Raw genomic sequence first — 23,704 nt, forward strand, 5'->3', positions numbered from 1 at the left:
AGAGGGGGCCGACGTGACGATCCTGGAAGGCATCCGGGGGCCGCGGGACCTGAAGGCATTGGACGAAGCGGAACTGGTCGAACTGGCCGGAGAGATACGGCAGTTCCTGATCGAGGCGGTGGCCAGGACCGGGGGCCACCTCGGTCCCAATCTGGGCGTGGTGGAGCTGACCGTCGCCCTGCACCGGGTCTTCGAGTCGCCGGTGGACCGCATCCTGTGGGACACCGGCCACCAGAGCTATGTGCACAAGCTGCTGACCGGGCGGCAGGACTTCTCCAAGCTCCGCGGCAAGGGCGGCCTGTCCGGCTACCCCTCGCGCGAGGAGTCCGTGCACGACGTCATCGAGAACTCGCACGCGTCCACCGTGCTCGGCTGGGCGGACGGGCTGGCCAAGGCCAACGAGGTGCTGGGCAGGCCCGACCACGTCGTCGCCGTCATCGGGGACGGGGCGCTCACCGGCGGCATGGCGTGGGAGGCGCTCAACAACATCGCCGCCGCCCGGGACCGCCCGCTGATCATCGTGGTCAACGACAACGAACGCTCGTACGCGCCGACCATCGGCGGACTCGCCGACCACCTCGCGACGCTCAGGACCACCGACGGCTACGAGCGTTTCCTGTCCTGGGGCAAGGAGGTGCTCCAGCGCACCCCGGTCGTCGGACAGCCGCTCTACGAATCGCTGCACGGCGCGAAGAAGGGGTTCAAGGACGCCTTCGCACCGCAGGGCATGTTCGAGGACCTGGGCCTGAAGTACGTCGGCCCCGTCGACGGGCACGACATCGCGGCCGTGGAGTCCGCGCTGCGCCGCGCCAAGCGCTTCCACGGCCCCGTGCTGGTGCACTGCCTCACCCAGAAGGGGCGCGGGTACGCCTTCGCCGAGCAGGACGAGGCCGACCGCTTCCACGCGGTGGGCGCCATGGACCCGCTGACCTGCGAGCCGCTGAGCCCCTCCGGCGGGCCGTCTTGGACCTCGGTGTTCGGCGAGGAGATGGTGAAGGTGGGGGCCGAGCGGCCGGACGTGGTGGCGCTGACGGCGGCCATGCTGCATCCGGTGGGGCTGACCGCGTTCGCCGAGGCCTACCCCGACCGGGTGTGGGACGTCGGGATCGCGGAGCAGCACGGCGCGGTGTCGGCGGCGGGCCTGGCGACCGGCGGCCTGCATCCCGTGTTCGCGGTGTACGCGACCTTCCTCAACCGTGCCTTCGACCAGGTCCTGATGGATGTCGCCCTCCACCGGTGCGGGGTGACCTTCGTACTGGACCGGGCCGGGGTCACCGGAACCGACGGGCCCTCGCACAACGGCGTGTGGGACATGTCGGTCCTCCAGGTCGTGCCGGGTCTGCGGATCGCCGCCCCGCGCGACGCCGAACAGTTGCGGGCCCAGTTGCGGGAGGCGGTCGCCGTCGACGACGCGCCGACGGTGGTGCGCTTCCCCAAGGAGTCGGTGGGGCCCGAGTACCCCGCCCTGGACCGGATCGGCGGGCTCGACGTGCTGCACCGGGACGCGGATGCGCGGGTGCTCCTGGTGTCGGTCGGGGCGCTCGCCGGGGTCGCCCTGGAGACGGCGAAGCTGCTGGGGGAGCGGGGCATCGGGTGCACGGTCGTCGACCCGCGCTGGGTCAAGCCCGTCGACCCGGCGCTGGCGCCGCTCGCCGCCCTGCACGCGCTCGTCGCCGTGATCGAGGACAACTCCCGGGCCGGGGGCGTCGGTTCGGCGGTGGGGCAGTCCCTGGGCGACGCCTCCGTGGACGTGCCGCTGCGGACCTTCGGAATTCCGGAGCAGTTCCTGGCGCACGCCAGGCGGAGCGAGGTGCTGGCCGACATCGGACTCACGCCCGTCGAGATCGCCGGCCGGATCGGCGCGGCGACGGCCCCGTACGGAACCGGGACGACGAAGAACGTGACAGCGACGAAGAGCCCGTCAGCGACGAAGAACCCGTCAACGACGAAGAATCCAGCACCGTCACAGCACGCATCGGCGGAGAACGAAGGAGAACTGACGGAATGACCGAAGACGCGCCCGAGGCTCCCGCACCCGCCGGGAGCGGGCCCGCCGGGGCCTCCCGGGGATTCGACCTGGCGGAACTGCTCGCGGCCCGCGGCGGCGAACGGTACGAGCTGCACTCCCGGCACCTCAACCACCAGCTCCCGCGCATGCTCCGCACCATCGGCTTCGACCGGGTGTACGAGCGGGCCGAGGGCGCGTACTTCTGGGACGCCGACGGCAACGACTACCTCGACATGCTCGCCGGATTCGGAGTGATGGGCCTCGGCCGCCACCACCCCGTCGTCCGCAAGGCCCTGCACGACGTGCTGGACGCCTCGCTCGCCGACCTCACCCGCTTCGACTGCCAGCCGCTGCCGGGGCTGCTCGCCGAGAAGCTCCTCGCGCACAGCCCGCACCTGGACCGCGTCTTCTTCGGCAACAGCGGTACGGAAGCGGTCGAGACCGCGCTGAAGTTCGCCCGGTACGCGACGGGCAGGCCGCGCGTCCTCTACTGCTCGCACGCCTTCCACGGGCTCACCACCGGCGCGCTCTCGGTCAACGGCGAGAAGGGGTTCCGGGACGGGTTCGCCCCGCTGCTGCCCGACACCGCGATCGAACTCGGGGACCTGGACGCGCTGGAGCGGGAGCTGCGGCGCGGCGACGTCGCCGGATTCGTCGTGGAGCCCATCCAGGGCAAGGGGGTGCTGGAGTCCCCGCCCGGCTTCCTGCGCGCCGCCCAGGAACTGCTGCACCGGCACGGGGCGCTGCTCATCGCCGACGAGGTGCAGACCGGGCTCGGCCGCACCGGCGACTTCTACGCCTACCAGCACGAGGCGGGCGTGGAACCCGACCTGGTGTGCGTCGCCAAGGCGCTCTCCGGCGGCTACGTGCCCGTCGGGGCGACGCTCGGCAAGGACTGGATCTTCAAGAAGGTCTACTCCTCCATGGACCGGGTGCTGGTCCACTCGGCCAGCTTCGGGTCCAACGCCCAAGCGATGGCGGCCGGCCTCGCCGTGCTCTCGGTCATGGAGGACGAGCAGATCGTGGCCAACGCCCGGCGCACCGGCGGCCTGCTGAAGACGCGGCTGGCCGCGCTGACGGGGAAGTACGAGCTGCTGCACGACGTCCGCGGGCGCGGCCTCATGATCGGCATCGAGTTCGGGCGGCCGGCCTCGCTCGCGCTGCGCGGGCGCTGGGCGATGCTCCAGGCGGCCCGCAAGGGGCTCTTCGCGCAGATGGTCGTCGTGCCGCTGCTGCAGAAGCACCGGATCCTCACCCAGGTGTCCGGCGACCACCTGGAAGTGATCAAACTGATTCCACCGCTGACCGTGGGGGAGAAGGAGGTCGACCGCTTCGTGGACGCCTTCACCGCCGTGATGGACGACGCACACTCCGGCGGTGGCCTGATGTGGGACTTCGGCCGGACACTGGTGAAGCAGGCGGTCGCCCACCGTTGAACCGGCCTCTTTTGCCTCTGGGGCAAGAAGTTTGCCCCAGAGGTAAGCACTCTGGCTCAATGGACCGTATGACGCCACGCCTCGAAGAGGCGGCCGAGGGCTCGGCGGAACTGCCCTCCGTCGCTCCCCACCTGCGAGAACTCCGCCGCCGCGGCGGATTCACGCTGGAGGCCGCGGCCCGCCGCGCCGGGCTCTCGCCCGCGCACCTCTCCCGGCTGGAGACCGGACAGCGCCAGCCCTCGCTGCCGATGCTCCTCGCGCTGGCCCGGGTCTACGGCACGACCGTCTCCGAGGTCCTCGGCGAGACGGCGGCCGCCCCGGACGCCGTCGTGCGGGCCGGCGAGATGACCGCCCGCGAGGCCGACGGCTGGACGTACCGGCAGGCCGGCAGCCACGGCCGGGCCATGCAGGCGCTGCGCGTCCACGTGCCGCACGCCGCCCAGCGGGATCTCGTACGGGTCCATCCCGGCGAGGAGTGGCTGTACGTGCTCGAGGGGCGGCTGCGCCTGGTGCTCGGGGAGCGCGTGCACACCCTGGACGAGGGCGACAGCGCCCACTTCGACTCGCTCACCCCGCACCGGATCACCGCGGTGACGCCGCAGGGGGCCGAGCTGCTGTTCCTCCACACACTGATGCAGAGCACCGTCGCCGGGCTCTGCCTGCCCCAGGAGTCATGATGACCGAGTCCACCGCACAGCCGCCGGGACTCGCCCCCGCGCAGGGCTTCGTGAAGGCTCCCGGACCCGCCCCCGCCCAGCAGCTCACCGAGGCGCAGACCACCGCCCTGAGCGCCATCGCCCGCGCCGCCGACGAGGCGGCCCGCGCCGCCCGCCCCGGCTCCGACCGGGGCGCCGAGTGGCAGGACGGCGCGGGCAGGGCCGGCCCGGACGGATTCGTCGCGGACAAGGCGCCGCACGGCCTCGTGGTGCGGGTCTTCCTCTACATCGTGGTCGGGCACATCGTCGCGGCGTTCATCTTCCTGCTGTTCACGATCGGCGACGCCTGAGCGGCCCGGTCACTCCGTGAGCCGCTCGCGCAGCGCCTCGCGGACCCCGGGCGTCACCCGCAGTCCCCGTTCCAGGTAGGCGTCCGTGGTGCCCCAGGTCTCCTCGATGGTGGCGAAGGCCGCGTCCAGGTACTCCGCCCGGGCGTCGAAGAGCGGTGCGAGCAGGCGCATCACCTCGCCGTTCATGGCCTCCGGCGAGGCGCTGGAGCGGCGCACCCGGTAGCGGCGGTGCGGGTCGTTGGACTTCACGTAGTCCGCCCGGATCGCGTCCGGCTCCACGCCCACGGCCAGCAGCGTCACCGCGATCGACAGACCCGCGCGGTCCTTGCCCGCCGCGCAGTGCATCAGCGCCGGCACACTGTCCTCGGCCAGGGCGTGCAGCACCCGGCTGTGCTCCGCGGTGCGGTCCTTGATCATGCGGCGGTACGACGCCGTCATGCGCGCCGCGGCCTTGCCGTCGTCGAGGATCTCGCGCAACTGGTCGAGGTTGCCGTCGCGCACCATCATCCAGAACTCGGCGCCGTCCGCGGGGTCGCTCAGCGGGATGTTCACGTTCCGCACACCGGTCAGCTCGACGTCCGGGCCCTCCAGCTCCTGGTCCGCCGCGTTGCGGAAGTCGAAGATCGTGTGGAGTCCGAGCGAGTGGAAGAACGCCGTGTCGGACTCGGTGGCGTGCGCCAGGTGGCCGCTGCGGAAGAGCCGTCCGTAACGCGTCCGCCGGCTGTCCGCGGTGGGCAGCCCGCCCACGTCGCGGAAGTTCCGTACGCCTGCGAGATCCGGCTCGGCCGACGGCGATGCCTGCTGCGTCACGAGTGCTCCTCAAGGTCGTCCGCCGACGCGGGCACGCCGACGAGGGCCACGGGCCGACGATACGACAGAAGCGTCCCCATATGGGTGCCTGAGGCAACCGTCTGGGTCGTACGGGGGTGCGAGTGAGCAGAATCATAGAGCGAACCGTGACGTCTGCTGCCGAAGCGTCAAACGGCAGGCCAGAGGCGGGAGATGGCACCCGGGACGATTGCGCGCCACCGGGAGAATCGTGAAGAAGGCGTGTTCTGGCGAGGGAGAAAAGGGGAACGGCTTGTTCCGGCGGTCCGCACTCGCTTACGGTCACCGTCAATCCGGGTGGACCGCCGAATCCTGCCACCGCTCGGAGTCACTTTCCCTTTTTCTTCGTGTGGCAGGAGCGGGGGACCCAGGTAGTACGCCGTACCGGAGGACGACAGTCCGCCGGAACGGCTCGGGGTGAAGCAGCGCTCCCGGATGTGGAGCGCGGCCGGGCATCTCCAGCCCGAACCCGACAGCTCACCTCGCAGGCGCCGGAGAGGACATCGTCATGCCTGCTCAGGGTAAGCACCGCCGCCCGAAGTCCAGTTCCCCGCTCACCCGGGGCTTCGTCGCCGCCGGCACGGGCGGCGCCGCACTGGCCCTTCCGCTCATCGGCGCCACCGGTGCGAACGCCGCCGACCAGGGCGCCGCCCCCGTCGCGCTGCCGCAGGCCGCCGCCGAGGCGCAGCTTCCGCAGCAGCGCGCGGCCGAGCCCCGGCAGGCGGCCCCCGCCGCCGCGCCGAAGACCGGCACCCGTACGTACTCCGTGGTGTCCGGCGACAGCCTCTCGAAGATCGCCACGGACCAGGACGTGCGCGGCGGCTGGCAGAAGGTCTACGGCGACAACAGGGAGGTCGTCGGTGAGAACCCCTCGCTGATCTTCCCCGGCATGAAGCTCACCCTCGGCGGCAAGGCCCCCGCGGCCGCCGAGCGGAAGGCCACCGCCCCGGCCCCGCAGCAGCAGCGGACCGAGCGCGTGGAGCGCACCGACAAGCGCGCCGAGCAGCGCACCGAGAGCCGCGTCGAGCAGCGCTCCCAGAAGCGGACGGAGAAGCGGGCCGAGCAGCGCACCGAGAGCAAGCGGCAGACGCAGCGCTCCGGCTTCAGCGCCCCCGTCCCCTCGGGCGTCTCCACCCCCTACCGCGCCTCCGGCGGAAGCTGGTCCAGCGGTTACCACACCGGTGTCGACTTCCGCGCGTCCTCGGGCACCCCGGTCAAGGCCGTCGCCGCGGGCACCGTGGTCTCCGCCGGCTGGGGCGGCGCGTACGGCAACGAGGTCGTCATCCGGCACAACGACGGCCGCTACTCGCAGTACGCCCACCTCTCCGCGCTGGGCGTCCGCTCCGGCCAGAGCGTCTCCGGCGGCCAGCAGATCGGCTACTCCGGCTCCACCGGCAACTCCTCCGGCCCGCACCTGCACTTCGAGATCCGCACCGGCCCCGGCTACGGCTCGGACATCGACCCGCTGGGCTACCTGCGCAACAACGGCGTCCCGCTCTAGTACGGACCGCCCCCCACGGCCCACTCGCCCCCGCACCGGCCCCGGTGCGGGGGCGAGACGCGTATCCCGAAGCGCCACCCGCGTATTCCGGGTTGGGTGAATCTTGACCGGTGGCATATCTCACCCTCCGTCAACCCCTCCCTACGGTGGCGTAGGTCACTTGCGAAAGTGAAGGATGTGTCGACGTGGCAGACGATTCGACATCATTCAGCGCAGGCACCATCGGGTCGTACGCGGCGATCGGGGACAGCTTCACCGAAGGGGTCGGCGACCCCGGCCCCGGCGGCGCGTTCATCGGGTGGGCCGACCGGCTTGCCGTCCTCCTGGACGACCGGGTACCCGAACACACCTTCCGTTACGCAAACCTCGCCGTACGCGGCAAACTGCTCGACCAGATCGTGGCCGACCAGGTCCCCCGGGCCAAGCAGCTCGCCCCCGACCTGGTCAGCTTCTGCGCGGGCGGCAACGACATCATCCGGCCCGGCTCCGACCCCGACGACGTCGCCGAACGGTTCGAGAGGGCCGTCGCCGACCTCACCTCGGCCGTCGGCACGGTCATGGTGACCACCGGCTTCGACACCCGGGGCATCCCCGTGCTGCGCCACCTGCGCGGCAAGGTCGCCACGTACTCGGCACACGTACGGGCCATCGCCGACCGGTACGGCTGCCCGGTCCTGGACCTGTGGTCGCTGAGGTCGGTGCAGGACCGGCGGGCCTGGGACTCCGACCGGCTGCACCTCTCCCCGGAGGGGCACACCCGGGTGGCGCTGCGGGCCGGTCAGGTCCTCGGCCTGGAGATCCCGGCCGACCCCGACCAGCCCTGGCCGCCGATGGCGCCGCGCCGCAGGCTCGACGCGCGCCGCGACAACATCGACTGGGCGCGCGAGCACCTGGTGCCGTGGATCGGGCGACGGCTGCGCGGCGAGAGCTCGGGCGACCACGTCGAGGCGAAGCGGCCGGACCTGCTGCCGCTCTGAGCCCGCGGCGCGGCTACGCCGAGGGGTCCGACGGCTCCGACAGCAGGGCCTCGGGACCGATCAGCGAGGTGTTGCCGGGGACCGTGCAGGCGTAGGCCCCGGCGAGGGCGCCGAAGTGGGCGCACTCCTGAAGGCTGCGGCCGGTCAGGCGCCCGTACAGGAAACCGGAGACGTAGGCGTCCCCCGCGCCGTTGGAGTCGACCACCCGGCCGGGCGGGACGGTCGCCGGAACCGGGCGCGGGGTGCTGCCGTCGTCCCGGGCCAGCAGGTACGAGCCGCCCGCGCCCGCCGTCGCCACCACCGCCTGCGCCCGGCCCTCGCGCAGGATCTCCCGCATCACCTCGCCGATCCGCTCGCCCGCGCCGGCCGCGCTCAGGAACACCAGGTCGGCGCGGAGCGCGAAGTCGCGGTGGTGGTCGGCGGTCCCGTCCCAGTCGTGCAGATCGGTGGAGAGCGGAACGCCCGACGCCACCACGTCGTCCAGCAGGTGCCGGGCGAAGTCCACGATCGAGACGTGGACGTGCCGGGCCCGGTTCAGGTGCGGCAGGTAGAAGTCCTGCGGCAGCCGCAGGTCAGCGGGGTCCCGGGAGTCGTAGAACGACATCCGGCCGCCCGTCGAGTCCACCAGGTTGACCGCCCGGCGGGTGCCCGCGGGCGAGATCAGCGGCTCGAAGTCGACATCGCCCTTGGCGAGCCGCTCGCGCACCTGCCCGCCGATCCAGTCGTCCCCGATCACGTCCAGGAACTTCACGCCCAGGCCCAGCGCCCGCAGGCCCAGCGCGACGTTGCCGCCCGTGTGCCCCGGCCACTCGCTGATGGGGGCGACGCCCACCGAGTCCGCCAGCGGCACCGGCAACTGGTCCACCCGCACCACCGTGTCCACGCCGCTGCCGCCGATCACCAGGACGTCGTACGCACCGACCCCGTCCGGACCGTCCTGCTGCTGCACCTGCTGTGACACCGCGTTCCCCTCTCCCTGCCCGGATGTGGCCGACGCGGCCCAGTATGGCGGTTTTCGGCGGCGGAGCCGGGGACGGCCGCGCCCCCGCGTCCCGCGGAGACCCGGAAGACACATTCGGGGGACGTCGCCAGAGTGGCGCGGCCCGGCCGGACGCGGGGAGTGCTGGGATGTCCCGCAACCCTGTTCCGCCGGGGTTCCTCGCGGCCCCGGCTCCCGGAAGGACCCCCTCCATGTCCCCGATCCCGCCTGCCCCGCGCCGGACGTCCTCACGCCTGCTCGTCGCCGCCACCCTCGTCGGCGGGCTGCTGGCCGCCGGTGCGGCGCCCGCGTCCGCGCTCACCCCGGCCCCGGTCACCGCCGGGGTCGCGCGCCCCGCGCCCGCCACCGTGACCGTCACCGGATCGGGGGAGGCCACGGCGACGCCCGACACGGCGTTCGTCAACCTCGGAGTCGAGGCGACCGCGCCCACCACCGAGGAAGCGCTCGCCGCCCAGTCGGCCGCGGCCCGGGCGCTGCTCGCCGCGGTCCGGGCCCAGGGCGTCGCCGACCGTGACGTACGCACCGAGAGCCTCTCCCTGAACCCCGTCCACCGGGACGACAACGGCAACCAGCGGCTGACCGGCTACCAGGCCGGACAGGGCTTCTCGGTCCGCGTGCGCGACCTCTCCCGCACCGGGGCCGTCATCCGGGCGGCCATGGACGCCGCGGGTGACGCGGGCCGGGTCCACGGCGTGACCTTCGACGTCGCCGACCCCGCCCCGCTGCGCGCCGCCGCCCGCCGGGCCGCCCACGACGACGCCCGCGAGAAGGCCGCACAGTACGCCCGGCTCAGCGGCCGCCCGCTCGGCAGGCTGGTCTCCCTCACCGAGTCCGACTCCGGCCGCCCGCGCCCGGTGGAGGTGCCGGCGGGGGCCCTCGCCGACGCGCCTCCGTCGGTGCCCGTCGCCCCCGGCCAGGTCAAGGAACAGGTCGTCGTGACCGCCGTCTACGAACTCGACTGACCCCTTTCGGCTGACCCCTTTCGGCGGCGACGCGCGTTCCACGGGGAGGACGACCGGGCATACGTGAGAGCCGGCGGCCGTTCTCCCCGGGGAAAGCGCCGCCTGCCGTGCGGTCCGCCGTCACGGGCCCGTTTCCCGGGCGTCGTACAGGCGTGCCGATAATGGACTGAAGCCGACCTTGGAGGTGCCGTGACCAGTGCGGATTCCCCGCTGACGCCGCTGCGCGAGAAACTGCGCGGGCTGCGGACCGCGGCGTTCGGAGCCGATCCCGCCGGGGAGCGCATGGAGCGCATCCGCCGTTCGCCGAACTTCGCCGACGGCGTCTTCCAGAACCCCGAGGGCACCCGGGCCGACCGGCCCTCGCCCAAATCGACCTCCGGCCTGCTCAAGACGTACTTCCGCAAGGACGAGCGGATCCGGCGCGCACCCGCGGGCACCGTCCCCGTGCACGCCACCACGCTCGCCGACATCAAGGAGCCGCCCGCCTCCGGGCTGCGCCTGACCTGGATGGGGCACTCCAGCGTCCTCGCCGAGATCGACGGCAGCCGGGTGCTCTTCGACCCGGTGTGGAGCGAGCGCTGCTCCCCGTTCGACTTCGCCGGGCCCAAGCGGCTGCACCCGGTGCCCGTGCCACTGGGCTCCCTCGGCGAGCTCGACGCCGTCGTGATCTCGCACGACCACTACGACCACCTCGACATGCCCAGCATCCGCGCCCTCAGGGCGAGCGGCGCGCTCTTCGCGGTCCCGCTCGGCGTCGGCGCGCACCTGGAGCGCTGGGGCGTCCCCCCGGAGCGCATCCGCGAACTCGACTGGAACGAGTCCACCGAGATCGCCGGGCTCACCCTCACCGCCACCCCCGCCCGCCACTTCTGCGGGCGCGGCCTGCGCAACCAGCAGCACACCCTCTGGGCGTCCTGGGCGGTCGCGGGCCCCGCGCACCGGATCTTCCACAGCGGCGACACCGGCTACTTCGAGGGCTTCAAGGACATCGGCGCGGCGCACGGCCCCTTCGACGCCACGATGATCCAGATCGGCGCGTACAGCCCGTACTGGCCGGAGAACCACACGGATGCCACGCCGGTGCCGGGTGCGTGGCCGGACATTCACATGACGCCCGCCGAGGGGCTTCGTGCCCACCTCGACCTGCAGGGACAGCAGGCCACGGGGGTGCTTCTGCCGATTCACTGGGGAACGTTCAACCTGGCGATGCACGCGTGGGCGGAGCCGGCGGAGTGGACGCGTGACGTCGCCGGGGCGGCGGGGCAGGCGGTGGCCTTCCCGTGCCCGGGCCAGCCTTTCGAGCCCGCCGGGGAGCATCCGGCGGTTCCGTGGTGGCGCGCTGTGTCGAGGCCGATCGCACGGCCGTGGCGCGGCCCCGAGGGGGCGCGGGCGGATGCGCGGGAGCCCCGGGAAGAGCGCGAGCTCCTGACGGAGCGCTGACGTAGAACAAGGAGGGTCCGGCCGGACGATGAGCGCGCGTGTGCGCGGCGGGATGCGCGTCCGGCGGCGGCGAAAGAGGTTCTTCCGCTGCCGAGCCCGCGCGGCCCGCCGCGCATCGAGGTCCGCACCCGGATCATTCGGTCATGACCGAGGCGGCGGCCGGTCTCCCGCCGGGCGCGCGCTTCTTCCTGGTGGTCGTCCACGATCCGGCGCCTTTGCCGGCGCGGTCAGCGCGTACGGGAACCCGCTGCCCGGGGACAGACGGGGACGACCCGGTGGACGCGGACCGCGGTCCGGCCATGGCACCGGCCGGGCGGCACCGACGAGATCCACAGCGCATTCCCCCTACCGCCGTGCGCGCCCATGAGGCCGCTCGGCGCACCCGCGGGATGTCACCTCACCAACCCGTCATCACGGCCCCGAACGTCAGCGGTACGAAAACGAGGGCGCACACCTTCACCCGCATCGGGCTGCCGCCCTCCCGCGCGTACCGGCACACGACGAACGAAGCGACGATCCCCATGGGAAAGACCACGGGAACGGCCTCCGCCAGGCCGGTCCGTGCCCCGCCCACGTACGCGGAAACCCAAGAACCGGCGATCCCGACGAGCACGGCGAAGAACACCTTTCCCGCACTGAACCACTCGCTCTCCATGACCTCGACCAGTTGGCCGAACCCGGAACCCGCCCGCCGGCGACGCAAAGCGGCAATCGAAAAGGCGACGAGGACGGCGCACCCCGCGACCAGAAACCCCCAACGCAGGACGGACGCTGCCACAGCCATGGTCATCACACCCGCTCTCCTCCCGACTCAGCCACTACCAGCAGTTCATGCCGCCGTCGGGACGTTCTGTTCCGTACAGGCTTGGGCGGTCGTGAAGAACTCTCGTCGCGGCCCCTCTTGACGACAACATGGATTGATCAGCATTTGCGCCCTTCGTGAAGCTCTGTCCTTATTGTGTGGACAAGTGTTGGGAGGCACCCGACACATGTCGGGGGGTAGGAACGGCGCATACGCGCGAGGAAGCCGCGGCGCTCGGTCCGCTCCGCGCTAGGGGGTGCTGCCGGGAATGCCGCTCGTTCCCGCAGGCCGGTCAGCCCGTGACCGGACTCGTCAGGGCTTCCTGCACCATGCAGTAGACGGCATGTTCGGCCTCGGGCGGCCCGAGCCCGTTCCGCGACGGCTGCTGCCGACGGCCGGCGTCGACGTGCGCTCGGCAGGTTTACGGTGAGCGGGCAGGCAGCCTGCGCCCCGGGTCCGATCCGGTCCCGCACCGTGTACGGCTCCACAGGCGCGACCAGGGCGGCGGGCGATTCCACCAGCGAGGTCGGCGGACGCTTCACCGCTCCGGCTCGGGCGGGGAGGGTGCGGGTACAGCGGTTACGGGCGTGGACGGTTGCCCCCGAAGTGATCCCGTCCCCGTGCGCGCGGTGTGGGCCACGATGGCGGCCTGCACCCTGTTCGTCACGCCGAGCTTGGCCAACAGGGCGCTGACGTGGTCCCGGACCGTCGTTCTGCTGAGGAAGAGCCGACGGCCGATCTCTTCGTTCGACAGTCCCGTGGGCAGCAGCTCCAGCACCGCTCGCTCCCGCTCGCTCAAGGTGGCGTAACCGCGTACCGCGAGTGGAGCCGGGGCTACGGGCTGAGTTCGCGGGGTGGCCCGCACCGCATGAGTGACGCGTGCCGACAGCGCGCTTCCCCCGACGGCCAACAGCCTCACTCCCGGTATGAGTTCGTTCACCGCCCGGTCCTTGAGCAGGAAACCCGCCGCGCCTGCGGCCAGTGCCCGGGTCACGTTCTCGTCGCTGCCGAACCCCGTCAGCATTGCCACGGCCGGTGGCTCGGGCAGGGCGCGCAGGTCCTTCAGGACCGTCAGCCCGTTGACGTCGGGCATGTGGATGTCGACCAGCGCCACGTCGGGGCGGTGCCGCACGGCAGCGGCCACGGCCTCGCCCCCGCCGCACGCGGCAGAGACTCGAATGTCTCCGGCGGTCTCCAGAATGCGCTGCAATCCATGACGCAGGAGGACGTCGTCGTCGACGATCATGACGTTCACCGTGGCCACGTTGGAGTCCCCCGTAATTCTGACCGATAAACGATGATTCACGCTAGCCCATCATGATTTTCCAGCGTTCATCGCCAAGGGCGGGCTTTCTCTCTATTCGTCAAGGACGTGGCCCTTGCCGGTTGTTGTGCGCCGAGGTGCCGTAAGGGCGCGGAGGCGGTTGTGTCGGCACGGGCCGGCAGGTCCGGGAGCGCACCGAGCTCCGGGGGTGCCGTACCGCGCGGGGCTCCCCACCTGGACCTCCGGGGCGGCGCCCCGTGCGGCGTGCTGCTGCCGATCCACCGGGGCATTCTCGATATCGCCCCGCACCCGTGGGGAGAGCCCTTCGAACCCACGTCTGGTTCCGTGCCGTCGGCGCCCCGGCGGCGCGGTCGGCCTTCCCGGCCGTCGGGCAGAAGGAGGCAGCGGCGTCCGCCCGGCTGTCATGGAGTGCCGCAGACGGCCGTCCACGCCAGTCGGGGGTCCGTATGCCAGTGCGAGATGTCATACCAGAGCGGGACGCCGGGCGGGCAAGTTTGGCAACTGCCCCTCACCCATGGAATGTTCCCGACTACTGTGAGTGCCCGGTGATCAACGGGGGCCCGCATCACCCGAGTTGAGCCCAGCCCTGCCCCAGGCCCGGAAAACCGGGCCGGCCGCAGGCCCTGAGACCAGGAGGGCCCTGCACTCCGCAATCCGTGGGGCCCCACGTACCGAGGACGCTGATGTCTCATCTTCGCGCACCAGCCGCGCGAGCAGACCGCCGCGAGGGCGGGCGGCACGGCCGGCCCGGAACCCGCCCCTCCGCGGCGTCCACCTCCGAGGCGCAGCTGCGTCCCCAACTGCTGCGCGCCGCCGTGCTCCCCGCCCTGGTGGTCGCCCTCAGCGGCACCGGGGCCGTGCTGCACACGGTCCGCACCGCCGGGATCCGCCCGACGCAGAGCTTATGGATCGGCCTCGCGGCAGCCGCCGTGCTCGCTGCCGTCGCCGTGCTCGTCGCCGTGGTGGCGGCCCTGCGCGCGGCCCGTTCGGTCACATCGCGCTGCGTCGAACTGCGCCGCACCAGCGCCCGCCGCCAGGACGAGCTGCGCGCCGTCGTCGAGGTGCTGCGGCGGGGCGAGGAGCCCGACATACGGCGCACCGTGCCGGTGGGCGCACCCCGCGGCGGCGACGAGTTCGACCAGCTCGCCCGGGAGATGGGACGCGCCCACGACACGGCGGTGACCGCCGTCGTGCAGGCGTCCCAGTTCTCCAGCAGCGCGGGCACCGACCAGAAGGTCGAGGTCTTCGTCAACCTCGCACGGCGTCTTCAGTCGCTCGTGCACCGCGAGATCCAGCTCCTGGACGAACTGGAGAACGAGGTCGAGGACCCGGACCTGCTCAAGGGCCTCTTCCACGTCGACCACCTGGCCACCCGCATCCGCCGGCACGCCGAGAACCTGGCCGTGCTCGGCGGGGCCGTCTCGCGCCGCCAGTGGAGCAACCCGGTCTCCATGAGTGAGGTCATGCGCTCCTCGATCGCCGAGGTCGAGCAGTACTCCCGGGTCAAGCTGGTGCCGCCGATCGACGGCACCCTGCGCGGCCACGCCGTCGCCGACGTCATCCACCTGCTCGCCGAACTCGTGGAGAACGCCACGGTGTTCAGCGCCCCGCACACCACCGTGCTGCTGCGCGCCCAGTCGGTCACCGCGGGCCTCGCCATCGAGGTCGAGGACCGGGGTCTCGGCATGCCGGTCACCGAGCAGAACAAGATGAACGCCCTGCTCGCCGACCCCGACCAGGTCAATGTGCAGCACCTCCTCCAGGACGGCCGGATCGGCCTGTTCGTGGTGTCCGCGCTGGCCCGCAGGCACGGCATCGCCGTCCGCCTCCAGAACAACATCTACGGCGGAGTGCAGGCCGTCCTCGTCCTCCCGGAGGCACTGCTGGGCGAGGAGTACGACGCCGCTGGCCCGGGGACGTCCCGGCAGCCCGCCTCCGCCGCCTCCGCCGCCTCCCCGCAGGGCGGCCCGCCCCCGATATCCGCCGCACCCGCGGACCGGCGGAGCGCCCCGCCCCTGCCGTCCCGCGACCGGACGCCCGACCCGCGGCAGGAGCCGGACGACCGGGTGCCCGACCCGCGGCAGGAACCCGGCGACGGGGCGCCCGGCCCCCGGCAGGAGCCCGCCCGCCCCGCCCCGGCCGCCGGCCACACCCCCCTGCCCGTGCGCGGCCAGGGCGCCGACCGGCCCAACCCGGCGGCCGCCGTGCCCGGCGTCACCCACGGGACCACCGCACCACCGGAGTTCACGGTCCCGGCCGAACCGGTGCACAGCACCGCGCGCGGCGCGCCCGACGGCGCGGTGCGCGGCCGGGCCGGCAAGCCCCGGCTGCCCAGGCGCAGGAGCCAGGAGCACCTCGTACCGCAACTGAAGGACGGACCCGCCCCGCGCAAGGACGACGAGCAGCCCGTGCTGCACGACCCCGGACTGATGGCCGCCTTCCAGCGCGGCATCGGACTGGCCGAGGCGGCCGGCCCGCGCACGGAGGAATACCCCGCCGACGACGCTGCCGCCGCCGGGCCCGACTCCCGACAGCCCGACGACCCGCACTTCACGCACTTCCCCACCCCCAAGGAGTGACCCCCATGGCGAGCGACGCGCCGACCGGCCAAGCAACCGATCTGGACTGGCTGCTGAGCGGACTCGTACAACGGGTTCCGTACACCCGCAGCGCCGTACTGCTCTCCTCCGACGGACTGGTGAAGTCCGTGCACGGCCTGGACACCGACAGCGCCGACCACATGGCGGCCCTCGCCTCCGGGCTCTACTCGCTCGGCCGCAGCGCCGGAATGCGGTTCGGGGACGGCGGCGAGGTGCGGCAGGTGGTGGTCGAGCTGGACTCGACGCTGCTGTTCGTCTCGACCGCGGGGTCCGGCACCTTCCTCGCCGTGCTGGCCGGACGCGAGGCGGACGCCGCGGTCCTCGGGTACGAGATGGCGATGCTGGTCAAGAGCGTACGTCCGTACCTGGCGACCCCGGCACGGCAGCGGGCGGGCAGTGTGCCGAACGCCCCGGGGTACTGAACGTGGCGGCCCCGCAGGACGGGCCCTGGCTCGACGACGCGGCAGGCCGGCTGATCCGCCCGTTCACGGTGAGCAACGGCCGCACCCGCCCCAGCGTGGAACTCGACCTGCTGACGATGGTGATGGCCACCGGCACCGGCCTGCCGCTGCACCTCGGCCCCGAGCACACGCAGGCGATCGGCCTGTGCGACGACCCCATGTCGGTGGCGGAGATCGCGGCACACCTGCGCCTGCCCGCCGTCGTCACCAAGGTCGTACTGAGCGACCTGGTGGACTGCGGGGCGGTCCTCACCCACGCCCCGATCCTCCAACACCCCCCGACCGACCGCGACTTGCTGGAGGCAGTGCTCGATGGTCTACGACGACAACTCTGACTACGGCTCCGCGTTCGGACCCGGGGACGACGACAGCCGCGAGGGCGGGGGCGACGGACCCGGAGGCGGCGGGCCCGGCCCCGAGGAGGTCTTCCCCACCGCGCTGAAGGTCCTCGTCGCGGGCGGCTTCGGCGTCGGCAAGACCACCTTCGTCGGCGCGGTCAGCGAGATCGACCCGCTCAGCACCGAGGAGCTCCTCACCCAGGCGAGCGCCGGCACCGACAGCCTGGAGGGCGTCGAGAACAAGTCCATGACCACCGTCGCCATGGACTTCGGCCGCATGACCCTCGACAAGGACCACGTCCTGTACCTCTTCGGCACACCGGGGCAGGAACGCTTCTGGTTCATGTGGGACGAGCTCTCCAAGGGGGCGCTGGGCGCGGTCGTCCTCGCCGACACCCGCCGCCTGGAGGACTGCTTCGCCGCCGTCGACTTCTTCGAGCAGCGCGGCATCGGCTTCGTCGTCGCCGTCAACGAGTTCGACGGGGCCTTCCGGTACGAGCCCGAGGAGGTGCGCGGCGCCCTCGACCTCAACCCGGAGATCCCCATCGTGATCTGCGACGCCCGGCTCGCCAGCTCCGGTGTCGCCACCCTCGTCACCCTCGTCAAGCACCTCCTCGCGCACGCGCCCGCCGCCCCCACCACGGCCCACGGAGCACACCCATGACGTACGACAGGATCGGCCACCTGCTGCTCACCCCGGCCGACCGGGAGGGGCCCGAACGGGCGCGCAGACTCAGGGAGCTGGGTCTCGGCGGGCGGCCGGACCCGATGCTGGACGCGTTCGCCGTACGGCTCGCGGAGGCGACCCGGGCACCGTACTCGATGGTCAACTTCATCGACGAGAACCGGCAGTTCTTCGCCGGGCTGCACACCCCGAACGGCACCCACTCCGGCAGCGACCTGGGGGCCGCGGCCGCCGCCGGGCGGATCGGCCGGGCGATGGCCCGCGACCACGGGTACTGCCCGCACGTGGTGGCCCGCAGAAAGGCCCTCGTCCTGGAGGACGTCTGCGACTACCCGCGCTTCGCGGGCAACCCGGTCGTCGACGAGATCGGCATCCGTTCCTACCTCGGCGCACCGCTCATCGACCGGGACGGCATCGCGCTGGGCGCGATCTGCGTGGTGGACGTCAAGCCCCGGCAGTGGGGGCGCGAGGGCCTGGAGACGATCAAGGCGATGGCCGCCGAACTGATGACGCAGATCGGGCGGCGCGAGGAGGGCGGCATCTGAGGCGGCCCCGCCGGGGCGTCGCACGGCCGTCCACCGGCCCCGGAGCAGGTGGCGTACGCCGAACGGTCGCAGGGCCGGGGGACGGGCGCCCGGCATGACCGCGCGGGTCCGGGGGAGGGTCAGCACCGTACCCGCAGCGTCACCCCACCCGCGATGCGACAGTCAGCTCAGAGAGGCAGGCCGACCATGACCGCTCCCGGCACCCCCGGCACGGCGACCGCACACGACGGCGTCCAGCTCGCCACGTACACCTGGCTGCCCGGCAGCGGACGCCCGCGCGCACTGGTGCAGATCGCGCACGGAGCGGCCGAACACGCCCAGCGCTACGACCGGTTCGCCCGCCATCTCGTCTCCCACGGGTACGGGGTGCTCGCCTCGGACCACCGGGGCCACGGCGCGACCGCCGCCGGCACCGGTGGGCTCGGCGTCGCGGGCGACGACGGCTGGCGGAACATGGTCGCCGACCTGCGCACGGTCGGCGACCAGGCCCGCGCCCTGCACCCGGGCGTGCCGGTGGTGCTGCTCGGGCACAGCCTCGGCGCGATGCTGGCCCGCGACTACGCGCAGGAACATCCCGACGGGCTCGCCGGGGTGATCCTGTCGGGGGTCTTCCGCACGCTGCCCGGCACCGACCTCGAAGCGGCGGTCGCGCACCTGGAGCGGCAGGCGAGGACCGAGGGCCGGGACGCGACCGCCTCCTTCACCGCCGACCGGTTCGCCCACTTCAACGACGCGTTCACCCATCGCACCGGCTTCGAGTGGCTCTCCCGCGACGAGAGCGAGGTCGACGCGTACGCCGCCGACGACCGCTGCGGATTCCCGTTCAGCACGGGCCTCTCGCTCGACTGGGTGCGCGGCATCCGCAAGCTGAACGACCCGCGCAACCTGGCCCGCGTCCCCGCCGACCTCCCCTTCCACCTCGCGGTCGGCACCGAGGACCCGTGCCACCAGGGCATGACACTCGTCCACGAACTCCTGGAAGACCTGCGGTACGCGGGCGTCGAGGACCTCACCTGGAAGGGGTACGCGGGGGCCCGCCACGAAATCCTCAACGAGACGAACAGGGACGAGGTCCAGGACGACCTGACGGCCTGGCTCGACAAGCACGTCTGAGCGCGAGGGGGCGGGAACTCCACGCCGGCCTCCTCGACTGCGCTACGCCTTCAGGAAGACGCTGATCCGCTCCTGCAGCGAGGCCGCGTCGAGCCCGTGCGCCGCGAGGTGGTCGGCCATGTCCCCGTACCGGCGCAGCTCGCGCTGTCCCACGCCCAGGCCGAGCACCCGGTGCGGGAGGCCGGCGAGCGCGTCGTTCGCGGCGGTGGTCGAGGTCCCGGCGAGGCAGGGCTCGACGAGGACGACATCGGTGTGCCCGGCGGCCCTCAGCGCCGCCCCGTCGAAGGGCCGCACGGTGGCCGCGTACAGGACGGTCACGTCCAGGTCCGCCACCGCGTCCAGCACGGCGTCGAGCATCGGCCCGACGGCGACCACCGTCCCGCCACGTCCTTCGCGCACGGTGACGAACCCCCCGCCGCCCCGCACCTCCCGGGCCCGGGCGTTGCTCTGCAACGACAGCCGTACGTAGACCCGTTCGTCCCCGTCGGCGACCGCGTGCCGCAGCAGCGCCTCCGCCTCGTCGGGGTGGCCGGGCACATGCACCGTCCATCCGTCGAGCGTGTCGAGGAGCGCCACATCACCGGGCGCCATGTGGGTGAACCCGCCCGCGGGCCAGTCGTACGAAGCGCCCGCGCTCACCAGCACACCGCCCACGCCCTGGTGCCCGAAGTCCAGCTTCACCTGCTCGAAGGGCCGCTCCACCAGGAAGCTGGCGAAGGTGTGCACCACCGGCCGCAGACCGGTCAGCGCCATCCCGGCGCCCGCGCCGACGAGCAACTGCTCCCGGATGCCGACGTTCACCACCCTCGTGGGGTGCCGGCGCCGGGCGGCGGAGAATCCGTCGACGCTGATGTCGGCGAGGACGACCGCGACCCGGGGGTCCTCGTCCAGCAGTCGCGAGGTGGTGGCGATGAACCGGTCCCGCATCGTGTCCATGGTCAATGTCCTTTTCCGGTCGGTCTGTTGCTGTCGGCGGTGTCAGTTCTTGGGCTCGACGCGGGCCACGACCACGTGCGGGCGGCCCGGATGCGGGGCGGTGTACGCGGCGTGCAGCGCCTCGTGGTCGCGGCCGTCGACGGTGGCGGCGGACCAGCCGGCCGCCTCGAAGCGTGAGGCGATGCCGCCGGGCCACCCGTGCGTGGCGGAGGAGTTGTCCACAACGAGCGCGTGCAGCCGGTCGAGCCCTGCCGGACCCGCGAAGGCGATCGCCTCGTGGTTGCTGCCCTCGTCCAGCTCCGCGTCCCCGATCAGCACCCACACCGCGGGGTCCGTCAGCCCCTGCGCCCGCAGCCCCAGTGCCGTGCCGACCGCCAGCGGCAGCCCGTGCCCGAGCGACCCGCTGCCGATCTCCGCGCCGGGGACCAGGACGCGGTCCGGGTGGTGCCCGAGGGGTGAGTCGTACGAGCCGAACCCCGCCAGCACCTCCTCCCCGAAGAACCCCTTCGCGGCCAGCACCGCGTAGTACGCCATCGGGCCGTGCCCCTTGGACAGCAGGAACCGGTCCCGCGCCCGGTCCTCCGCGGTTCCGGGGGTCACCCGCAGGACCCGGTCGTAGAGCACCCAGAGGGCGTCCAGCGTCGAGGTGGCGGCGGGGCCGTGCTTCTCGTCGCCGGTCATCAGGCCCATCAGGCGGCCCAGGTCGGCGTATCCGTAGGAAGGCTGCTGCGGAGATGTCCGTGCCGGTGTTTGTGTGCTCATGTGGAGGACTCTCGGACATCAAGTGGACTTGAGGTCAAGCCCCCGCGTCCCGGCAAAGCCGTTCGCGACCACGACCTGATGTGCGGTATTGTTCTCGTACGCGCTCAGCCAGGGAAAACCCCAGGTCAGGCGAGTAACGGGACGTGGCGCAGCTTGGTAGCGCACTTGACTGGGGGTCAAGGGGTCGCAGGTTCAAATCCTGTCGTCCCGACTCGAAGGAGTCGTGTGCAGAGGGCCGGTTCGGAGAAATCCGAACCGGCCCTCTGCGTTGAAGTGCGAGCGGAGCGGCGCAACTCCGCGGCCGGCTCACGCGTGCAGCTCGGAGGCGTACGGAGGTTCCGCGCCCGCGCGCGAGCAGGTGAGCGCCGCGGCGCGCGCGGCGAGGCCCAGCAGCTCGGTCCAGGCGTCGCCGTCCAGGCCTGCCACCGCCTCCGCCGACAGCAGGCCGCGGGCGGAGAGGCCGTGGAGGAGCGCCGCGTTCACGGTGTCGCCCGCGCCGATCGTGTCCGCCACGTCCACCCGGACGCCCGGCACCGAGAACTCACCGCCCGCCGTGAACGCGGTGAGGCCCTTGCCGCCCCGTGTGACGACCACCGCCGCAGGGCCCGCCGCGAGCCAGCCCGGCACGTCCGGGCCGAGCCAGTGGGCGTCCTCCTCGCTCAGCTTGAGCAGGGAGACGTACGGCAGCCAGCCGCGGAAGCGCTCCCGGTAGGCGTCCGGGTCGGCGATCAGCCCGGCCCTGATGTTCGGGTCCAGCGCGACGAACACCCCGCGTCCGGCCTCCCGTCGCATCAGCTCCTCGTACGCGCTCGCGCCCGGCTCCAGCACCAGGGAGCACGTGCCGAAGGACAGGGCGCGGACCCCGGCGGGCAGCCGGCCGGGCGTGGTGAAGAGGCGGTCCGCGCACTCCGCGACGTGGAAGGCGTACGACGCCGAGCCGTCCGCGCCGAGGGAGGCGACGGCCAGCGAGGTGGGCTCGGGGCCGCGCTGGAGCAGCTCGGTGGAGACGTTCTCCGCCCGCAGCCGCTCCACGAGCGAGTCGCCGAAGGCGTCGGTGGAGATCCGCGAACAGAATGCGACGTCCGCGCCCAGCCGTCCCAGCGCCACGGCCGTGTTGTACGGGCCGCCGCCCCGGGCGGGCAGCAGCGGGGCCAGTGCGTCGCCCCGGGACCCGGGCACCAGGTCGATCAGGGCCTCACCTGCGACGACGATCACGCGACGTTCCTTCCGGACGGGGTGCGGAAGGCCGGAGCATACCCGCGGCCCGGGGCGCGGAACGCAACCGCCCCGCCCTCACCCCGCCACGGCGAAGTGCCGCACCCCGGCCACCGGCTCCCAGCACAGCACCCCCGTCTCGGCCAGCACCTCCAGGTGCGCGTCGATCTCCAGCACCGCCAGCATCCGGTGCTGGTCCGGCAGGTCGTCCAGCCGGCGTCGGCGGCGGGTCCACGGCAGGGCGCGGGCCACGTCCAGCGCGCTGCGGGCGCCCCCGCGGACCGCGCGGGCCACCGCGTCGAGGCGTTCCTCGTGATGGGCGAGGAGGGCGTCGACGCGGGTGTGCGTGCTCGTGGTCACCGGTCCGTGCGCGGGCAGGAGCAGCGCGTCCGGCAACTCCCGCACCAGGCGCAGGGACTGCCGGTACGAACGCAGCGGTGAGCGTTCGGGGCTGCGCTCGAAGCCGATCGACGGGGTGATGTGCGGCAGCACGTGGTCGCCCGCGAAGAGCAGTCCGGCGCCGGGGTCGCCGAAGACCACGTGCCCCCGGGTGTGCCCGGGGGTGGCCAGCACCTTCAACGTCCGTTCCGTGAGGGGCACTTCCTCGTGGTCGTCCAGCCAGGCGTCCGGCGGGCCGAAGGGCATCGCCCACTCCTCGGCCGTCACCGGCATCGCCGCCACGGCGTCCGCGAGGTCCTTCGCGCCGCAGCGGCGGAGCTGGGCGGCCTGCGCCGGGTGCGCGCCCCGGTTCAGGTCCAGGCCCTCGATGGAGTGCCGTTCGCCCCGGCCGATCCGTACCCGTACGCCCAGGGACTCGCGCAGCAGGAGGGCCTGGGTGTAGTGGTCCCAGTGGGCGTGCGTCACCAGGATCTGGGCGAGGTCGCCGAGTGTGTGCCCCAGGGGGCGCAGGGCCTCGGCGAGGGCCTTGCCGGTCTCCGGGCCCGCCCAGCCCGAGTCGATGAGGACGGGGCCCTCGCGGTCCTCGACCAGGTAGACGTTGACCGCGTTCAGGCCTTCGAGGGGCAGGGGCAGCGGGATCCGGTACACACCCTCGCGCACGAGGTGGGCGCCGGGTTCCGTCCAGTGGTCGGGCTGGTCGGGGAGGGCCCCGGACCGTTCCGTGCGGGGCTGTGCCAAGGGGCGCTCCGGGGCGGTGGCAGGTGCGGGCGGCGGCGGGTGCCGGTACGGGTTCGTGGCAGGTGCAGACAGGTCGAGCGTAGCCCTGGATGCGGGAAGCGGGGCCGTGCGCCGATGCGTTGAGCATCACAGTGCGCGGGGGTGGACGGCGCGGACGTCTGCTCCCCGACGTCCTGCCCGGAGTCCGCGCGCAGCCGCGTCGGCGTCGGTCCGCGCCGTCCGTCAGCCGGATGGCGCCGGGCGCCTGGGCGGCGTCAGGCCTTCTTGTCGCTCCGCCCGGTCACCCACGCGAGCGCGTCGCACACGCCCTGGACGTACTCGCGGGGGATGTCCCGGTGCACCGGGTCGGCCAACTGGTCCTCCGTCGCGGCCAGTTCGGCGGCGAGTTCGGCGTCGTTGGGCGCCACCGAGCAGTGGCTGCCGGTGACCGGAGTGGTCTGGGCGCTGCCCAGGGCCCAGATGTAGCCCGCGAGGGCGCCGCGGCTGATCTGGGTCTGCCGGTGCGGGGCGGCGGCTTCCGCCTCCAGTTCCCGCAGGGTGGTCTCCACCTCGGTGCGGGAGCGGGCGCCGACGGTGTCGGGCGGGGGAGTGGTGGGGTCTTCGTCGTGGCGAGTCATGCCTTGCGTGTGTCCGGATGCGGCGGGGTGATGTGCGGTGGCGGTCCGGG

At 72.8% G+C, this 23,704-nt stretch carries 23 protein-coding genes, 1 tRNA gene and 1 riboswitch; of the genes, 15 read left to right on the plus strand and 9 right to left on the minus strand.

Annotated elements, in window-relative coordinates; genetic code table 11:
* Positions 1-13: 13 nt before the first annotated feature.
* From dxs to ACIP93_RS16560, 4 genes are all read left to right on the plus strand, one after another.
* Positions 14-2,008: a 1-deoxy-D-xylulose-5-phosphate synthase gene (dxs, locus tag ACIP93_RS16545; RefSeq protein WP_401759763.1), complete on the plus strand. Its 1,995-nt coding sequence runs from the start codon at positions 14-16 to the stop codon at positions 2,006-2,008.
* Complete coding sequence (locus ACIP93_RS16550; protein ID WP_401759372.1) at positions 2,005-3,444, plus strand: aspartate aminotransferase family protein; 1,440 nt, start codon at positions 2,005-2,007, stop codon at positions 3,442-3,444. Before dxs ends, ACIP93_RS16550 begins: the two co-directional genes overlap by 4 nt.
* 68 nt (positions 3,445-3,512) lie before the next feature.
* Entirely contained in the window at positions 3,513-4,121 is a 609-nt protein-coding gene (locus ACIP93_RS16555; RefSeq protein ID WP_401759766.1) for a helix-turn-helix domain-containing protein, read from the plus strand.
* The gene (locus ACIP93_RS16560; RefSeq protein WP_401759375.1) at positions 4,121-4,450 is read left to right on the plus strand and encodes a DUF6126 family protein; all 330 of its coding nucleotides are present in this window, start codon (positions 4,121-4,123) and stop codon (positions 4,448-4,450) included. Before ACIP93_RS16555 ends, ACIP93_RS16560 begins: the two co-directional genes overlap by 1 nt.
* Before the next feature lie 9 nt (positions 4,451-4,459).
* On the opposite strand, the gene ACIP93_RS16565 is transcribed toward ACIP93_RS16560, so the two are convergent.
* Positions 4,460-5,260, minus strand: a complete 801-nt coding sequence (locus ACIP93_RS16565; RefSeq protein WP_401759378.1) for a tyrosine-protein phosphatase — start codon at positions 5,258-5,260, stop codon at positions 4,460-4,462.
* A gap of 311 nt (positions 5,261-5,571) precedes the next feature.
* A riboswitch (cyclic di-AMP (ydaO/yuaA leader) is annotated at positions 5,572-5,782 on the plus strand.
* 4 nt (positions 5,783-5,786) lie between these two features.
* Here ACIP93_RS16565 and ACIP93_RS16570 point away from each other — a divergent pair.
* Complete coding sequence (locus tag ACIP93_RS16570) at positions 5,787-6,779, plus strand: peptidoglycan DD-metalloendopeptidase family protein (RefSeq protein ID WP_401759381.1); 993 nt, start codon at positions 5,787-5,789, stop codon at positions 6,777-6,779.
* Positions 6,780-6,964: 185 nt separating this feature from the next.
* The gene (locus ACIP93_RS16575; RefSeq protein WP_401759384.1) at positions 6,965-7,756 is read left to right on the plus strand and encodes an SGNH/GDSL hydrolase family protein; all 792 of its coding nucleotides are present in this window, start codon (positions 6,965-6,967) and stop codon (positions 7,754-7,756) included.
* A gap of 13 nt (positions 7,757-7,769) precedes the next feature.
* Here ACIP93_RS16575 and ACIP93_RS16580 read toward each other — a convergent pair whose 3' ends face one another.
* On the minus strand, positions 7,770-8,660 hold the full coding sequence (locus ACIP93_RS16580) for a PfkB family carbohydrate kinase (RefSeq protein ID WP_345219110.1): 891 nt from the start codon (positions 8,658-8,660) through the stop codon (positions 7,770-7,772).
* A 287-nt stretch (positions 8,661-8,947) separates the two neighbouring features.
* Between ACIP93_RS16580 and ACIP93_RS16585 the strand changes: the two genes are divergently transcribed.
* The gene (locus ACIP93_RS16585) at positions 8,948-9,718 is read left to right on the plus strand and encodes an SIMPL domain-containing protein (RefSeq protein ID WP_401759386.1); all 771 of its coding nucleotides are present in this window, start codon (positions 8,948-8,950) and stop codon (positions 9,716-9,718) included.
* A gap of 189 nt (positions 9,719-9,907) precedes the next feature.
* Positions 9,908-11,158 carry an MBL fold metallo-hydrolase gene (locus tag ACIP93_RS16590; protein WP_401759389.1) on the plus strand — a complete coding sequence of 417 codons (1,251 nt, stop codon included), beginning with the start codon at positions 9,908-9,910 and terminating at the stop codon, positions 11,156-11,158.
* Positions 11,159-11,555: 397 nt separating this feature from the next.
* Here ACIP93_RS16590 and ACIP93_RS16595 read toward each other — a convergent pair whose 3' ends face one another.
* A complete protein-coding gene (locus ACIP93_RS16595; protein ID WP_401759391.1) occupies positions 11,556-11,948 on the minus strand; it encodes a hypothetical protein in 393 nt (130 codons plus the stop codon).
* A 550-nt stretch (positions 11,949-12,498) separates the two neighbouring features.
* Positions 12,499-13,224 carry a response regulator gene (locus tag ACIP93_RS16600; protein WP_401759394.1) on the minus strand — a complete coding sequence of 242 codons (726 nt, stop codon included), beginning with the start codon at positions 13,222-13,224 and terminating at the stop codon, positions 12,499-12,501.
* A 704-nt stretch (positions 13,225-13,928) separates the two neighbouring features.
* Here ACIP93_RS16600 and ACIP93_RS16605 point away from each other — a divergent pair.
* The 6 genes from ACIP93_RS16605 to ACIP93_RS16630 all read left to right on the plus strand — a co-directional run bounded on the left by ACIP93_RS16605 (position 13,929) and on the right by ACIP93_RS16630 (position 18,987).
* Entirely contained in the window at positions 13,929-15,824 is a 1,896-nt protein-coding gene (locus tag ACIP93_RS16605; protein WP_401759397.1) for an ATP-binding protein, read from the plus strand.
* A gap of 5 nt (positions 15,825-15,829) precedes the next feature.
* Complete coding sequence (locus ACIP93_RS16610; protein WP_345218715.1) at positions 15,830-16,267, plus strand: roadblock/LC7 domain-containing protein; 438 nt, start codon at positions 15,830-15,832, stop codon at positions 16,265-16,267.
* A gap of 2 nt (positions 16,268-16,269) precedes the next feature.
* A complete protein-coding gene (locus tag ACIP93_RS16615; protein WP_345218717.1) occupies positions 16,270-16,641 on the plus strand; it encodes a DUF742 domain-containing protein in 372 nt (123 codons plus the stop codon).
* Positions 16,619-17,308, plus strand: a complete 690-nt coding sequence (locus ACIP93_RS16620) for an ATP/GTP-binding protein (RefSeq protein ID WP_380837693.1) — start codon at positions 16,619-16,621, stop codon at positions 17,306-17,308. Before ACIP93_RS16615 ends, ACIP93_RS16620 begins: the two co-directional genes overlap by 23 nt.
* Positions 17,305-17,874, plus strand: a complete 570-nt coding sequence (locus tag ACIP93_RS16625; RefSeq protein ID WP_380837691.1) for a GAF domain-containing protein — start codon at positions 17,305-17,307, stop codon at positions 17,872-17,874. Before ACIP93_RS16620 ends, ACIP93_RS16625 begins: the two co-directional genes overlap by 4 nt.
* Positions 17,875-18,060: 186 nt before the next feature.
* Entirely contained in the window at positions 18,061-18,987 is a 927-nt protein-coding gene (locus ACIP93_RS16630) for an alpha/beta fold hydrolase (RefSeq protein WP_401759402.1), read from the plus strand.
* A 42-nt stretch (positions 18,988-19,029) separates the two neighbouring features.
* Here ACIP93_RS16630 and ACIP93_RS16635 read toward each other — a convergent pair whose 3' ends face one another.
* Positions 19,030-19,923, minus strand: a complete 894-nt coding sequence (locus ACIP93_RS16635; protein ID WP_401759405.1) for a transketolase family protein — start codon at positions 19,921-19,923, stop codon at positions 19,030-19,032.
* Positions 19,924-19,965: 42 nt separating this feature from the next.
* The gene (locus ACIP93_RS16640; protein WP_345218723.1) at positions 19,966-20,685 is read right to left on the minus strand and encodes a transketolase; all 720 of its coding nucleotides are present in this window, start codon (positions 20,683-20,685) and stop codon (positions 19,966-19,968) included.
* A 137-nt stretch (positions 20,686-20,822) separates the two neighbouring features.
* Between ACIP93_RS16640 and ACIP93_RS16645 the strand changes: the two genes are divergently transcribed.
* Positions 20,823-20,896, plus strand: a tRNA-Pro gene (locus ACIP93_RS16645).
* Between the two features lie 95 nt (positions 20,897-20,991).
* Here ACIP93_RS16645 and ACIP93_RS16650 read toward each other — a convergent pair.
* From ACIP93_RS16650 to ACIP93_RS16660, 3 genes are all read right to left on the minus strand, one after another.
* Positions 20,992-21,900, minus strand: a complete 909-nt coding sequence (locus ACIP93_RS16650) for a carbohydrate kinase (RefSeq protein WP_401759408.1) — start codon at positions 21,898-21,900, stop codon at positions 20,992-20,994.
* Positions 21,901-21,978: 78 nt separating this feature from the next.
* Positions 21,979-23,037: an MBL fold metallo-hydrolase gene (locus ACIP93_RS16655; protein WP_401759411.1), complete on the minus strand. Its 1,059-nt coding sequence runs from the start codon at positions 23,035-23,037 to the stop codon at positions 21,979-21,981.
* 254 nt (positions 23,038-23,291) lie between these two features.
* A complete protein-coding gene (locus ACIP93_RS16660; protein WP_401759414.1) occupies positions 23,292-23,654 on the minus strand; it encodes a hypothetical protein in 363 nt (120 codons plus the stop codon).
* Positions 23,655-23,704 lie beyond the last annotated feature (50 nt).

Origin of the sequence: Streptomyces sp. NPDC088745, from assembly GCF_044751045.1 — a bacterium.
Taxonomy (GTDB): Bacteria; Actinomycetota; Actinomycetes; order Streptomycetales; family Streptomycetaceae; genus Streptomyces; species Streptomyces cremeus.